The organism is Komagataeibacter xylinus (assembly GCF_004302915.1).
Lineage (GTDB): Bacteria > Pseudomonadota > Alphaproteobacteria > Acetobacterales > Acetobacteraceae > Komagataeibacter > Komagataeibacter xylinus_C.
The window spans coordinates 138,748-153,154 of record NZ_QQBI01000003.1; the positions used below are offsets into that span (position 1 = coordinate 138,748).

Annotated in this window: 10 protein-coding genes and 1 tRNA gene; 5 read left to right on the forward strand and 6 right to left on the reverse strand. The window is 63.6% G+C overall.

All coding sequences use genetic code 11. The features are described 5' to 3' along the window. Positions 1 to 110: 110 nt before the first annotated feature. Complete coding sequence (locus DV027_RS03405) at positions 111 to 2,915, forward strand: phosphoenolpyruvate carboxylase (RefSeq protein WP_130730533.1); 2,805 nt, start codon at positions 111 to 113, stop codon at positions 2,913 to 2,915. Further along, a complete protein-coding gene (locus DV027_RS03410) occupies positions 2,896 to 3,786 on the forward strand; it encodes an MBL fold metallo-hydrolase (protein ID WP_130730534.1) in 891 nt (296 codons plus the stop codon). Before DV027_RS03405 ends, DV027_RS03410 begins: the two co-directional genes overlap by 20 nt. Before the next feature lie 294 nt (positions 3,787 to 4,080). Here the strand turns inward: DV027_RS03410 and DV027_RS17365 are convergent, their stop codons facing one another. The 5 genes from DV027_RS17365 to DV027_RS03430 form a co-directional block, all read right to left on the reverse strand. After that, positions 4,081 to 4,251: a hypothetical protein gene (locus DV027_RS17365; RefSeq protein ID WP_165399095.1), complete on the reverse strand. Its 171-nt coding sequence runs from the start codon at positions 4,249 to 4,251 to the stop codon at positions 4,081 to 4,083. A 650-nt stretch (positions 4,252 to 4,901) separates the two neighbouring features. Beyond that, positions 4,902 to 6,989 (reverse strand): elongation factor G, encoded by a 2,088-nt coding sequence (fusA, locus tag DV027_RS03415; RefSeq protein WP_130730535.1) that lies wholly within the window; start codon positions 6,987 to 6,989, stop codon positions 4,902 to 4,904. Between the two features lie 206 nt (positions 6,990 to 7,195). After that, complete coding sequence (gene rpmB, locus DV027_RS03420) at positions 7,196 to 7,495, reverse strand: 50S ribosomal protein L28 (protein WP_061272153.1); 300 nt, start codon at positions 7,493 to 7,495, stop codon at positions 7,196 to 7,198. 178 nt (positions 7,496 to 7,673) lie between these two features. Continuing rightward, a complete protein-coding gene (locus DV027_RS03425) occupies positions 7,674 to 7,940 on the reverse strand; it encodes a hypothetical protein (protein WP_130730536.1) in 267 nt (88 codons plus the stop codon). A 101-nt stretch (positions 7,941 to 8,041) separates the two neighbouring features. Further along, the gene (locus DV027_RS03430) at positions 8,042 to 9,865 is read right to left on the reverse strand and encodes an ABCB family ABC transporter ATP-binding protein/permease (RefSeq protein WP_130730537.1); all 1,824 of its coding nucleotides are present in this window, start codon (positions 9,863 to 9,865) and stop codon (positions 8,042 to 8,044) included. 129 nt (positions 9,866 to 9,994) lie between these two features. Here DV027_RS03430 and DV027_RS03435 point away from each other — a divergent pair, with 129 nt between their 5' ends. The 3 genes from DV027_RS03435 (at position 9,995) to DV027_RS03445 (ending at position 14,176) form a co-directional block, all read left to right on the forward strand. After that, positions 9,995 to 10,846 carry an NUDIX hydrolase gene (locus tag DV027_RS03435; protein WP_130730538.1) on the forward strand — a complete coding sequence of 284 codons (852 nt, stop codon included), beginning with the start codon at positions 9,995 to 9,997 and terminating at the stop codon, positions 10,844 to 10,846. 25 nt (positions 10,847 to 10,871) lie between these two features. Next, complete coding sequence (locus DV027_RS03440; RefSeq protein WP_130730539.1) at positions 10,872 to 12,956, forward strand: S9 family peptidase; 2,085 nt, start codon at positions 10,872 to 10,874, stop codon at positions 12,954 to 12,956. 74 nt (positions 12,957 to 13,030) lie between these two features. Next, a complete protein-coding gene (locus tag DV027_RS03445) occupies positions 13,031 to 14,176 on the forward strand; it encodes an AI-2E family transporter (RefSeq protein ID WP_130730540.1) in 1,146 nt (381 codons plus the stop codon). 92 nt (positions 14,177 to 14,268) lie between these two features. Here DV027_RS03445 and DV027_RS03450 read toward each other — a convergent pair. Further along, positions 14,269 to 14,342: transfer RNA gene (locus tag DV027_RS03450), tRNA-Pro, on the reverse strand. Between the last annotated feature and the right edge of the window lie 65 nt (positions 14,343 to 14,407).

Below are 14,407 nucleotides of genomic sequence, written 5' to 3' on the forward strand. Positions count from 1 at the left end.
TATAACGCCTCAAATAGACATGAATAAGCCATGCGGGACATTGCGGCCCGCCGCCGAACATGGGATTTGGAAGGCAGAACCATGACGACCTTTCATGACAGGACAACCCGATGACCGAAGCCGCCGCGCGGAATGTGTCCGACCTGCTCCAGCAGGCCAGACAGCTGATCGAAAGCCACGATGAGACCGCATCGGGCAGTCCTGTCATGGCGCTTGCCCGCCAGATTGGCAGGCAGATGACCAGCGGCGCCCTGCCGATGGGCACGGTGGAGGACATCGTGCGCCTGCTGCGCGACCGCGCCTTTGCCGGCCGCGCCCACCACATTGCCACCTACCTCGACGGGCCGGATGAACAGGCCGTGACCACGCGCATGCGCAACGTCGCCCGCCACATCGTGCAGCCCGACCCCACTGACAGCCCGGTACCCATCGCGCGCTTCCGCGCCGCCATCGAGCGCAGCCGCTTTGCCGCCGTGTTTACCGCGCACCCCACCTTCGCGCTGGCCAACCCGGTCTATGAGGCGCTGGCCGACCTGGCCTCCACCAACCCCGCGACCGCGCCCGACCACGTTCCCGCCTTCCTCACGCATCGCCGCGTAGGGCCGCCCACGCTGGATGAGGAGTTCACGCTCGCCACCCAGGCCATACTGCGCGGGCGCAACGCGCTCGACCGGCTCAACACCATCTTGCTGTCAGAGGCGCGCACCCACTGGCCGCAGCTGTGGTCCACGCTGGTGCCGCGCCCCATCATCATGACCAGCTGGGTAGGCTACGACACCGATGGCCGCACCGATATCGGCTGGTGGGACACGCTGCGCCTGCGCCTGCGCATGAAGCAGCTGCAGCTGGGCCGCCTGCAGGCCCAGCTCGAGCCCGTCGCCTCGTGCTCAAACGACCTGCAGGCCCGCGTGGCCACGGCCCTTGAGGCCGTGGCCGCCCAGATCGCCGCCTGCCCCACCGGCCCCGAGCCCGAAGGCGTGTCGCGCTTTGCCGATGTGCTGATCAACCGCAGCACGGAGGCCCTGACCAGCAGCAACGACCTGCGCGCGACCTTCAGTGAGGCGATCGACGCCGCCACCGCCGAGGACAAGATGCCGCTGACGGTCGCCCGCGCGGGCTTCATGGCGCACGGGCTTTCCGCCGCGCATACCCATACGCGCCTCAACGCGACACAGCTGCACAACATCGCCCGCCAGCGCCTCCACATTACCGACAACCCCGACATTCCCGCCCAGCGCCGCGCGCTGATCAGCCGCATGAACGAGGCGCTGGACACGGTGGAGCCGGTCGAGATCGATTTCGGCTCGCTGCTGATGGAACAGGCCAGCGCGGGCCGGCTGATGATGACGGTGCGCCAGATCCTGCGCCATATCGACCGCACCAGCCCCATCCGCTTCCTCATTGCCGAGACCGAGACCGGCTACACCCTGCTTACCGCGCTGTGGCTGGCGCGGCTGTATGGCGTGGAGGACATGATCGAGATCTCGCCCCTGTTCGAGACGCAGGATGCGCTGGAAAACGGCGAACAGATCATTGAGGAGGCCCTGCGCTCGCCGCACTGGCGCGCCTACCTGCAGCGCACGCGCAAGCTGAGCCTGCAGTTCGGCTTCTCCGATTCCGGGCGGTATGTGGGGCAGCTGGCCGCGACCTACCTGATCGAGCGGCTGCGCATCAAGGTATGCGACCTGCTGCGCAAGTGGGATCTCGCCTTTGTCGAGGTGATCCTGTTCGACACGCATGGCGAGAGCATCGGCCGTGGCGCGCATCCCTACCGGCTGGCCGACCGCTTCGACTATCTCTCGCCGCCGCATGCGCGTGCCCGCTACACCCGCGCAGGCATCCAGCTCCGTGAGGAAACCGCCTTCCAGGGCGGGGATGGCTACCTTCTGTTCGGTACCCAGACCCTGGCCGATGCCACGGTCAGCATCATTGCCGAGCATGCCTTTGCCACAAGCGCGCTTGACCGCGACCCGGTGTATGACGAGCCGGATTTCTCGGCCGATTTCTTCTCCACCATCGCCAATGGCATGACCGGGCTGGTGGAAGACCCCGGCTATGCCGCCCTGCTCGGCGCCTTCGGCCCCTCGCTGATCGACAAGACCGGCTCGCGCCCCTCGGCGCGGCAGAGCGATGCCGCCTCCACGGTCACGCGCATCAAGCACCCCAGTCAGCTTCGCGCCATTCCCAACAACGCCATCCTGCAACAGCTGGCCTGGTGCGCGAACACGCTGCAGGGGCTGGGCACGGCGGCGGCCCGCCACCCCGAAACCTTCGAGAAATACCTGGCCGAGAGCCCGCGCTTCCGCCGCGCGATGGATTTCGCAGCCCACGGCCTGGCCCATTCCGACCACGGGGTGCTGCGCGGCGTGATCCGCCTGCTTGACCCCGACATGTGGCTGGAACGCGCCACCGCCCAGCGCGACGCGGGCGCGCAGGAAGCCTGCCTGACCCTGATGCACGGGCTGGAGCAGCTTGATTTCTGGGCGTCCACGCAGGCCATGTTTCGCCGCATCCAGTCCGACCATCTCGCCCTGCGCCGCGCCTGGCCCGAAGCCCCGCGCATGCAGCCCGATGAGCTGCTGCTGCACGCCATCCGCATCGCGCTGATCGAGCAGATCTGGCTGCTTTCCACCCGCGTGCCCTACTTCTCGCCCCGGCATGCCTTCTCGCGTGATGTCATGACGCTGAAGGTGCTGTGCCTTGAAGTGCCCGCCGTGCTCAAGGAACTGGAGCAGATCTTCCCCTACCGCTCCGATGGCAGCTTCGACCTCGATTTCCACGAGCCGCACGGCCCCCGGCAGGAAGGTACCTACAGCCGCGAATACACCGAAATATTCGAACCGATGCAGCGCCTGTTCCAGATGGTGCGTGAAATCAGCACCGGCGTGATGCACCATGTTGGCGCATTTGGCTAAGCCTGCGCCGCGCAACGGGTGGCGGGTCAGCGAACCGCCCCCACCCTATGAGACCCCCCTGCCCCAGACACCCGCCATAAGGCGGGTGGTCGCCCATAATCCCGGCCCCATGACCGGCAATGGCACCAATAGCTGGCTGGTGAAACATGATGGCGGCTGCGCGCTCATAGACCCCGGCAGCGCGGAGCCCGCGCATCTGGACGCCCTTGTGGCGGCGGCGGGTGAGCGGCCGCTGACCCACATCATCCTGACCCATACCCATCATGACCACTTTGATGGCGCCCGCCCGCTGGGGCAGCGCCTGGGCATTCCGGTCTGTGGGTTCCATGCCAGCGAAGACCCGGATTTCACACCCGATATCGGCCTGCGCGATGGCGACCGGATTGCGGGCCTGCGGGTGCTGTACACGCCCGGCCATGCCAGCGACCATATCTGCCTTGAAACGGCGGATGGCATCATCTTTACCGGCGACCATATCATGGGCTGGTCCACCACCATGATCCCGCCCGCACCCTATGGCTCGGTGCGGCAGTTCCTGCGCAGCATGGACTCTGTACGCACCCGTAACGCCCGCCTGCTGCTGCCTGCGCATGGCCCCGCCATAACCCGGGTGGAAGCCTGCATTGACGGGCTTGTGGCCCACCGCATGGCGCGCGAGGACAGCATCATGGCGCTGCTGCCAGCCCGGCCGAGCACGCTCGATGAAATCGTGGACAGCCTGTACCACAACCTGCGCCCTGCCCTGCACCGGGCGGCACGGCTGAACCTGCAGGCGCACCTTGAAAAACTGCTTGAAGACGGGAAGGTCCGGCTACAGGAGAAGCTGTGGACCAGAATACCCCCGCAGCAAGGTATGCATATAAAGGGTTGAGGATGTGGCCGGAGCGGGACATCCCGGTCGCTGGAGCGCGATACTGATCCCCACCCCGCGTGACGGTGGATCACGCTTCGGGCCGTTCTGACTGCTTCGGGCTGCCGCCTGGGGCGGTCATGGTGAATTTATTGCGCCTGGGCGTCCGGCTGTGCTTCTGCTGCTGGGTTCAGGCGCCACTTCCTGCCACACACGATCAAGTAATGCATGGGCTTCCGTAGGCACGATAACATCGTTGAATTGTATTACAGAAGGGGTCGGAAACGAACACTATTTTGGATGGCTGGTTCAGGCTTAATGGAAACGCTGCATTTGTTTTATAATTACAGCTTGGGGTTGGGCGCCCGGCATTAATATTTTCTCATAGCAGCGTGTTCCGTCATCAACATCGACCACATTGGTATATTTTTTCTCTCCATTCACCGTATATTCCATGTGATGATAAGAATTTCCGCCAACATCCATGGATACACCAAGATAATAGATTTTTTATTTTGTGCTTTTGAAATGACTGCATATAAAAGTATTATAGTGTTTACCATGAATACTTCGAATTGATCATAGCTTTAACCATTATCATAAAGATTTTTTTTGGCTTATAACTTCCACCTTTAACCAATAATGCGTAAAAACCATCGTATTTTACTATATTTTTTATTCTTTCATATTTATAAAATATTTGTATTCAGGTTTTTCTATCTCTCCCGCACATCTATCAATATTCACATATAATAATCTGAACAAAATAATAAAATTAATTCTTTTTATTTAAAAAATACGAATAAAAAATAATTTGTGGCCATTTTCACCTTAAAATTCGCGTCGTCACTCTTGTCGTCCAGTAATATCTTCAATGTTCATTGGGCGTGCAGGCGTCCCCCTCACTAATCTGGTGCGTATCGGTTAACTGTGAGCATTCCTGAACCTGCTTCATGGCAGGACACCAGATCCGGCCGAAAAAACCTGCCAGCCTGCCCAGCACCTGACATTTATCTGCGCCCAACGGTGCGTGCTGCCCTTAAAGGGCCATGCCTCTCCAAGCCCTGTTTTTCATACAAAAAAACCGGCCCCCTCGCAGGGGCCGGTTTTTTTCAGGCACTCTCTTTCGAGAAAGATCAGGCGGACTGCGCCATGATCTCTTCCGCAACATTGCGGGGCACCGGATCGTAGTGGTGGAACTGCATGGTGAAGGATGCACGACCCTTGGTCATGGAGCGCAGGTGCGAGATGTAGCCGAACATTTCCTTCAGCGGCACGGAAGCGCGGACCATGACGGTGGACCCTGCGGTTTCCTGGCTCTGGATCATGCCACGGCGGCGGTTGAGGTCACCCACCACGTCACCCACGTGATCGTTCGGCGTGGTCACTTCCACATCCATGATCGGCTCGAGAATGACCGGACCGGCCTTCTTCATGCCTTCACGGAAGCAGGCCTTGGCTGCGATTTCGAACGCCAGCGCCGAGGAGTCGACATCATGGTACTTGCCGTCGAGCAGCGTGAACTTGAAGTCCACCGTGGGGAAGCCCGCGAGCACGCCGGTCGTGGCCTGAGCCTGGATGCCCTTGTCCACCGCCGGGATGTATTCCTTGGGCACCGTGCCGCCAACAACCTTGTTCTCGAAGGAGATGCCTTCGTTACGCTCGACCGGCGCGAACTCGATCTTCACTTCCGCGAACTGGCCCGAACCACCCGACTGCTTCTTGTGGGTGTAGGTCTCGACATGCGGCTTGGTGATCGTTTCACGATACGCCACCTGCGGCGCGCCGATGTTCGCATCCACGCCATATTCGCGGCGCAGGCGGTCGATGATGATGTCGAGATGCAGCTCGCCCATGCCGGACAGGATGGTCTGGCCGGTTTCCTGGTCGGTCTTCAGGCGCAGGGAGGGATCTTCGCCAGACAGCTTCTGCAGCGCCAGCGTCATCTTCTCCACGCCGTCCTTCGTCTTCGGCTCGACCGAGATGTCGATGACCGGGATCGGGAAGGTCATGCGCTCGAGCACCACGGGGTCGGCCGGGTCGGCAAGCGTGTCACCGGTCTGGCTGTCCTTGAGGCCCACGAAGGCGGCGATGTCGCCTGCGTGCACTTCAGACAGTTCCTCGCGCTTGTCGGCATGCATCTGGTAGATGCGGCCGATACGCTCCTTGTGGCCCTTGGTCGTGTTCAGCACCGTATCACCGGTCTTGAGCACGCCACGGTAAACACGCACGAAGGTCAGCGTGCCGTATTTGTCGTTGATGATCTTGAAGGCGAGGCCAGCAAACTTGCCATCGGGGTCAACCGGGATGATCGGCAGCTTGTTCTCGTCAACTTCCTCGTCTTCCGGCGGAGCGATGCGGATGCCTTCCACGTCGTTCGGCGCGGGCAGGAAGTCGATCACGGCATCGAGCAGGGGCTGCACGCCCTTGTTCTTGAAGGCGGTGCCGCACAGCACGGGGCGGAAGTCACCGGCAATGGTGCCCTTCTTGATGCAGCGCTTGAGCGTTGCAACGTCCACGTCGCCCTTGTCGAAGTATTCTTCCATCGCGGCGTCATCAACGGACAGCGCGGTGTCGAGCAGGTTCTGGCGCGCTTCGGCGGCCTTTTCCTTCAGGTCGGCAGGAATTTCCTCGTAGTGGAACTTCGCGCCAAGCTCGCCGCCTTCCCACACGATGGCGCGCATTTCGATCAGGTCGACCACGCCAACGAAGTTCTCTTCCGCGCCGATGGGCAGCTGCAGCGGAATCGCCACGATGTCCAGCTTCTCCTTCAGCGTGTCGAACGCGTTGTAGAAGTTGGCACCCGTACGGTCGAGCTTGTTGATGAAGATGATGCGCGGCACGTTGTACCGGTCAGCCAGACGCCAGTTGGTCTCGGACTGCGGCTGCACGCCGGCAACGCCTTCGATGATGAAGATCGCGCCATCGAGCACGCGCAGCGAGCGGTTGACTTCGATGTTGAAGTCAATGTGGCCCGGGGTGTCGATGATGTTGATGCGGTGGCCTTCCCACTCACACGTCACGGCAGCCGAGGTGATCGTGATGCCACGCTCACGCTCCTGCGCCATGTAGTCGGTGGTGGTGTTGCCTTCGTGCACCTCACCGATCTTGTGGGACACACCGGTGTAATACAGGATACGCTCGGTGGTGGTGGTCTTGCCGGCATCGATGTGCGCGGTAATACCGATATTGCGAATCAGGGACAGATCAGACTTGGCGGACACGGGAGAACCTCCACAAGACAACACGGGCGCGAAGGGGAACCTTTCCCTTTCGCGCCTGCCGGAACCGTAAGCTGCTTCCGCCCTCAGTCTCTTTCAACCTGGACGACGCAGACCGGCACAGCGGAACAATGCGCCAGACTTCAGTCAGGCTTTTTGACAGCGCCGGGCCATTTCCCCGCAATGGCGGGGAAGCAGCCCGGAACGTGTCAGGCCACGGCGGCCTTCTTTTCCTGAACGCGCAGGATGCGGCGCTTCACCGTCATGGCTTCCGGCGTCAGTTTGCGGTTCGGGGTGGACAGCAGGAACGAGTCCAGCCCGCCATTGTGCTCGACCGTGCGCAGCCCGTTGGTGGTCATGCGCAGGGGAACGGCCGTGCCGAGGATATCGGACAGCAGCGAGGTTTCCTGCAGGTTGGGCAGGAAGCGGCGGCGGGACTTGTTGTTGGCGTGGCTGACGTTGTTACCGGTCAGCACGCCCTTGCCTGTGATCTGGCAGCGGCGAGACATTTTATCATCCTCGGATATAACTTTGGCCGAGGCATAAATGCCCGGCAAGGATCGTCTAGATTAGGCGCGGCTTATCGCCAAACCACCGCCATCCGTCAAGACGCATAAGCATGATTCGGCATATTTTGTGTGCAAAAGGGCTGAAACGACCCCGTTCCAGCCCTTTCGTGGCTCCTGTTCAGGCCGCCCCGCCTTCATGGTCGGGGTGCAGTTCGCCCGCCTGCACGCTGTGCAGCGCGTTTTCAAGCAGGCCCTGCATGGCCTCGCGCCCCATGGTGCGCGACAGCAGGCCCAGCGAGCCGCCCAGCAGGGCGGAGGCTATGGCCATGGGCGGCAGGTTCTCGCCCAGCATGTATTCGATGGCCTTGTCCACCACCGCGCCGCAATGGCTCAGTTCGGGGGGGATGGCGTCGCCCTCGGGGGGCGTGTTGGTCTTGTCCGTCATGTCACGGCTCCTTTTCGCGTTATCCCTGATATGTACCGCCTTGCCGCCCCTGACCAGTGCGGGGCGGGCATGAAAGGGGTCACAAGCCTGCGTGAGGGGCTTCACCCGCGCTCGGCATCCTCCTCCGCCTGGGCCGCCCACATGCCTGCATACAGGCCGCCGCACTCAAGCAGGGCGCGATGCGTGCCGCGCTCGAGGATCTGGCCATGTCCCATCACAAGGATTTCATCCACGTCCACGATGGTGGAGAGCCGGTGGGCGATGATGAGCGTGGTGCGGTTGGCGGCCACCGCGCGCAGGGCGGTCTGGATTTCGTGCTCGGTGCCGGTGTCGAGCGCGCTCGTCGCCTCGTCAAGCAGCAGCACGCGCGGGTTCTTGAGGATGGTGCGCGCAATGGCCACGCGCTGCTTCTCGCCACCCGAGAGCTTGAGCCCCCGCTCGCCCACCCTTGTCGCGTAGCCTTCGGGCAGGCTCATGATGAAGTCATGGATGCAGGCGAGCCTTGCCGCCTGCTCCACCTCCGCCTGCGTGGCGCCAAGGCGGCCATAGGCGATGTTGTAGCCGATGGTGTCGTTGAACAGGATGGTATCCTGCGGCACCACGCCAATGGCCCCGCGCAGGGCGGCCTGCGTGTAGTCGCGTATGTCGTGGCCATCGACCACGATGCGGCCCACCGTGACGTCATAGAAGCGGAACAGCAGGCGGCTGATGGTGGACTTGCCCGCCCCCGTCGGCCCCACGATGGCCACCCGGTGGCCCGCGGGCACATGGAAGCTGATGCCCCGCAGGATCTCGCGGTCGGGGCGATAGCTGAAATGCACGTCCTCGAAGCGGATATCGGCGGCCGGCGCCTCGTCCAGCCGTGCGGGCAGGCTCAGGGCGTGCGCGGAATCGGTAATGTCGGCGCGTTCATCCATCAGGCCGAACATGTGCTCGAGGTCGACCAGTGAATTGCGCAGCGAGGTGTACACGCTGCCCAGGAAGTTGAGCGGCAGGTAAAGCTGCATGAGGTAGGTATTGACCAGCACGAAGTGCCCCACCGTCATGCGGCCTGCCTCCACATCGCGCCCGGCCATGAGCATGACCGCGATCAGGGCCACGGCAATGATCGCCGCCTGCCCGAAATTGAGCCCGTTGAGCGAGATCTGGGTGCGGATGGCGGCCTGCTCGTAGCGGGCCTGGGCATCCTCGTAGCGCTGGCGCTCGTGTTCCTCGTTACCGAAATATTTGACGGTCTCGTAGTTGAGCAGGCTGTCGAGCGCCTTCCAGCTCGCCTCGCTGTTGATCTCGTTCATCTGGCGGCGCAGGCCGATGCGCCATGAGGTGAACTTGATGGTAAACGCCACATAGGCCGCCACCGCCGCCAGCATCACCACGGCATAGCGCCAGTCGAACAACCTCCAGATCACGAGGATGACCATCAGCGCCTCGATCAGCGTGGGCACCACGTTGAACACGCCCACGCGCAGCAGCGTCTCGATGGCTTCCGTGCCGCGCGCAATCGCCCGCGTTACCCCGCCCGACTGGCGGTTGAGGTGAAAGCGCAGCGAGAGCCTGTGCATGTGCGTAAAGCTCTGCATGGCGGCAACCCGGCTGATACGGTAGCGCAGCGGGGCGAACAGGGCATCACGCAGTTCGCCCAGTCCGGCGGCGGCCATGCGCAGCAGGCCATAGCCCACGATCAGCAGGAGCGGCATCATGGCAACGCCCCCCGCATGCGGCTGGAGCGCATCGATCACGCGGCTATAGGCATAGGGCACGCCAATGGTGGCCACCTTGGCCGCGACCAGCAGCACGCACACGCCCACCACGCGCAGGCGGGTGCGCAGGTCATGGCGCGGCCACAGATAGGGTAACAGGCCGCGCAGGGTGGCGGCGGCGGAGCGCTCCGGCATGTCGGGCCGGGCCGTGGGGGAAACAGCCATAGCACCGGCATGTGGCACACGCCGCCTGTTTTGCAACCCATATTCCCACCCGGCCATGGCGCGGGGTGGCATTGTCAGGCCGGGGGGCAGCCGTTATGCCACCCTCAACCCGAAGGACAGGGATGGAACATGTCACGCAGCCTTGAAGGTTTCTTTCGTCATATCGCCGCCTGCAACACGGCGGTGCTGCCCGGCGGGCGGCTGGAGTTCCGGCTGGGGCATGCCCCCGCGGGCTGGGTGCAGCCCGCCCTGCTGCCGGTGCTGCTTGAACACGGCATGACCCATGCGGGCGACACCGTCACCCTTGCCGACCCCGCCCGGCTTGAAGCCATTGGCGAGGCCATGGCGCAGGCAGGCGTGTACCGCTCGCACCATGAGCTGTTCGATGTCTGGACCGACATGGCCCTGCCCCCCGTGGCCCGCATCGACCGGGGCGCGCTGCCGCTGTTTGGACTGATGGCAGCGGGCGTGCACCTCAATGGACTGGTCAGGCTACCCCACGGGCTGCATCTGTGGATCGCGCGGCGCTCCATGACCAAGCGCCTCGACCCCGGCAAGCTCGACCACCTCGTGGCGGGCGGCATACCGGCAGGCCATACGGCGGCCGAAGCCCTGTTCAAGGAAGCGGCGGAGGAAGCCAGCCTGCCAGCAGAACTGGTGCAGCGCGCCCGCCCCACTGCCGATATCCGCTACGCGCTCGACCGCCCCGAGGGATTGCGGCGCGACGTGCTGCACTGCTTCGAACTCGAACTGCCGCCCGACTTCGTGCCCACTCCCGCCGATGGGGAAGTGGAGGAATTCCGCCTGATCCCGATCGAGGAAGCCTATACGCTGGTGCGTGACACGGATGCGTTCAAGTTCAACGTCAACCTCGTGCTGATCGACCTGTTCCTGCGCACGGGTATGATCGATGCCGCCAGCCCCGAAGGCCAGCGCCTGCGCCAGGGCCTGACCGGCTGGCACGCCCCCCGCTCAGCCTGAACCCCTGCTCCCCGAGGACCATGCGATGACCACGCCCCCCATTGCCCGCCAGATCCCCCACGCCATCACGCAGCTTGGCCGCACCCGGCACGATGAATATGCGTGGATGAAGGATGATAACTGGCAGGAGGTGCTGCGCGACCCCACGCTGCTGCGCCCCGATATTGCCGGGCACCTGCGGGCGGAAAACGCCTATACGCAGTCCGTCCTGTCCGGCACGGACGCGTTGCAGGACACGCTGGTGGCCGAGATGAAGGGCCGCATGCAGGCGGATGACACCTATCCGCCCACCCCGCATGGCCCCTACTGCTACCAGACCAGCTACACGGCCGGCGCGCAGTACCCGGTCTATAAACGCTACCCCACCGCCACCCCGGCAGCGGAGGAAGTGCTGCTGGACGTGAATGAAGCGGCCAGGGGGCATGAATATTACGCCGTAGCCGCCGCCGCCCACAGCCCTGATCACAGCCTGTTCGCCCATGCGGAGGACACGCAGGGCTCGGAAATCTACCGCATCCACATCCGCAGGCTGAGTGGTGACGGCGCGCCCCTGCCCCCGGTCGAGAACTGTAGCGGGGCGTTCGTGTTCTCGCCCGACAGCGCCTTCCTGTTCTGGGTCTGGCGCGACAGCCATGGCCGCCCGGCCCGCGTCTATCGCCGCCGCATTGGCGAGGAGCGCGACACGCTGGTGTATGAGGAAGCCGATCCCGGCTTTTTCGTGGGCGTGGAGACCACGCGCTCGGGCGGGTGGATCATCATCTCCAGCGGCAACCACGACACCTCCGAATCCTGGCTCATCCCCGGCCACGACCCGCAGGCGGCACCACGCTGCGCCAGCGTGCGCGAGACGGGGCTGATGTACGGGCTGTACCATCAGGGCACGGATTTCATCATCCTGACCAATGCCGATGGCGCGTATGACTTCAAGCTCATGACCACGCCCGATGCGGCACCTGCGCGCGCCAACTGGCGCGACCTCGTGGCCCATGAGCCGGGCCGCTACATCACGGAGTGCATGGTCTGGTCGGGCCACCTCGCCTGGCGCGAGCGACGCGATGCCAATACGCGCATCATCATCCGCAGTGTGGATGGCTCAACCGAGGCCCTTGAACCCGATGAAGCCGCCTATGACCTGACACTGGTGGGCGGGTACGAATACGACACCACCGAGCTGCGCTACATCTACCAGTCCCCCACCACCCCGCGCGCATGGCATGCGCGTGACATGGTGAGCGGGGCCGAGACCCTGCTCAAACGGCAGGAGGTACCATCAGGCCACGACCCGGCGCAGTACCGCTGCTGGCGGCTCATGGCGCGGGCAGCGGATGGCGAGTTGGTGCCGGTAACCGTGCTGGGCCGCCATGACACGCCCATTGATGGCTCCGCCCCGCTGCTGCTGTATGGCTATGGCGCCTATGGCCATGCCATCGACCCGGTCTTTTCCACCCGCACGCTCAGCCTTGTCGATCGCGGCTGGTTCTACGCCATTGCCCATGTGCGCGGCGGCTCGGAAAAAGGCTGGAACTGGTTCCTTGGCGGGCGCGGGCGCAACAAGCCCAACACGTTCAGCGATTTCATCGCCTGTGCCGAAACCCTTGTGGCCGAGGGCTTTGGCGCGACCGGCCGCATCGTGGCTGATGGACGTTCCGCTGGTGGAATGGTAATGGGGGCCATCGCCAACATGCGGCCCGACCTGTTTGCGGGCATCGTGGCCGTGGTGCCGTTTGTGGATGAACTCAACACCATGTCTGACGCATCGCTGCCGCTGACGCCGCCGGAATGGCCCGAATGGGGCAACCCTTTGGAAGATGTGGCAGCCTATGACCTGATTGCCAGCTACGCCGCCTATGAGCAGGTCGCCCCGCGCGCCTACCCCGCCATACTGGCCATGGGCGGCCTGACCGACCCGCGCGTAACCTACTGGGAGCCCGCCAAATGGGTGGCCCGCCTGCGCGCCAATAACCGCTCGGAGCGCCCCATCATGCTGCGCACCAACATGGAGGCCGGGCACAGGGGGGCCACGGGGCGCTTCGACTCCCTCAAGGAAGCCGCCCTGATCCACGCCTTTGCCCTGTGGGCGATCGATACGGCACCCGCCAGACAGGATTAATGTCTTTCCGCACACGGGCGCGTTAGCATAAGTAGCCCCTTACAGCAGAGCCCGCACATCCCAGAGGAACAAGAATGACGGATCCCCACAACGCGGATCAGGATGGCTTTCCCGCCCCCATGACAGGGCGCGAGGTCGATCCCTCCACGATGCGAACCTTCCGTTCATTCCGCGAGACCCAGCGCACGCAGCGCATCGCGCGCGCGATGCTGGCGCTGTTTTTCGTGCTGCTGGGGCTTTACACGGTGCGCGGCTTCCTGCCCTCGCTGATATGGGGCTGCGTGTTCGCCATCGCCTCCTGGCCGCTTTACGCGCGTGCGCGGCGGCGGTGGAACGGGCGGGCACATAAAACGCTGCTGCCGCTGCTGTTTACACTGGCCATCGCCTTCATCTTCATCGGGCCGCTCGCACTGTTCGGGCTGGAGGCGGGGCGCGAGGCGGAAGGCGTGCTGCGCTTCCTCAACGAAGCCCGTCGGTCGGGCATTCCCGTGCCGGAATGGCTCAGCCACCTGCCTTATGGGCAGGCCGCGATCACCGCATGGTGGAACGAGCACCTGAAGAACCCGGCGGATGTGTCCGCCCTGCTCGGCACGATGAATATCGGGCAGAGCGTCAAGGTCACGCAGCAGCTTGGCTCGCAGGTGCTGCACCGCGTGCTGCTGTTCGCCTTTGCCATCCTCACGCTGTTTTTCCTGCTCAAGGATGGCGATTCCGTCATCCGCCAGTCGCTCAACGTTTCGCGCCGCGCCTTTGGCAAGCGGGGCGAGCGGATCGCGTTGCAGATGATCGCCTCGGTGCATGGCTCGGTATCGGGGCTGGTGCTCGTGGGCATTGGCGAAGGCATGCTGATGGCCGTGGCCTATCTGATCGCAGGTGCGCCGCATCCCTTCCTGTTCGGGGTGGTGACGGCCATCGCCGCGATGATCCCGTTCTGCGCCTTCATCGCCATCAGCGCCGTCGCCCTCATGCTGCTCATCAAGACCGGCGCGCTGTTCGGCGCCATGGCCATCATCCTGCTGGGCATGGCCGTCATCTTCCTGGCGGACCACCTCGTGCGCCCGGCCCTGATTGGCGGCTCGACGCAGCTGCCCTTCCTGTGGGTGCTGGCGGGCATACTGGGCGGGGCTGAAAGCTGGAGCCTGCTCGGGCTGTTCATGGGGCCTGCCATCATGGCGGTGCTGCACATGCTGTGGCTGAACTGGAGCCGGGCCCGCTACTGAGCCGGGCCTCTGGCTTCCGGGCGCCAGATACAAAAAAAGCACCCTTTTCAGGATGCCTTGCTTGCTTGGTATTCTTATCGCAGACAGGGATATCGGGCAGGCGGGATTCGAACCCACGACCCCCAGTCCCCCAGACTGATGCGCTACCAGGCTGCGCTACTGCCCGCCTGTCTGCGATGCGCAGGGTGTAGCAGCCACCCGGGGGAACTGCAACCCATGTAATGAACCAAA

What these genes read in the sequence shown, in the direction of transcription:
- DV027_RS03405 (WP_130730533.1), top strand. Translation starts at nt 111, where the DNA reads ATGACCGAAGCCGCCGCGCGGAATGTGTCCGACCTGCTCCAGCAGGCC.
- DV027_RS03410 (WP_130730534.1), top strand. Translation starts at nt 2,896, where the DNA reads ATGTTGGCGCATTTGGCTAAGCCTGCGCCGCGCAACGGGTGGCGGGTC.
- DV027_RS17365 (WP_165399095.1), bottom strand. Translation starts at nt 4,251, where the DNA reads ATGGATGTTGGCGGAAATTCTTATCATCACATGGAATATACGGTGAAT.
- rpmB (WP_061272153.1), bottom strand. Translation starts at nt 7,495, where the DNA reads ATGTCTCGCCGCTGCCAGATCACAGGCAAGGGCGTGCTGACCGGTAAC.
- DV027_RS03425 (WP_130730536.1), bottom strand. Translation starts at nt 7,940, where the DNA reads ATGACGGACAAGACCAACACGCCCCCCGAGGGCGACGCCATCCCCCCC.
- DV027_RS03430 (WP_130730537.1), bottom strand. Translation starts at nt 9,865, where the DNA reads ATGGCTGTTTCCCCCACGGCCCGGCCCGACATGCCGGAGCGCTCCGCC.
- DV027_RS03435 (WP_130730538.1), top strand. Translation starts at nt 9,995, where the DNA reads ATGTCACGCAGCCTTGAAGGTTTCTTTCGTCATATCGCCGCCTGCAAC.
- DV027_RS03440 (WP_130730539.1), top strand. Translation starts at nt 10,872, where the DNA reads ATGACCACGCCCCCCATTGCCCGCCAGATCCCCCACGCCATCACGCAG.
- DV027_RS03445 (WP_130730540.1), top strand. Translation starts at nt 13,031, where the DNA reads ATGACGGATCCCCACAACGCGGATCAGGATGGCTTTCCCGCCCCCATG.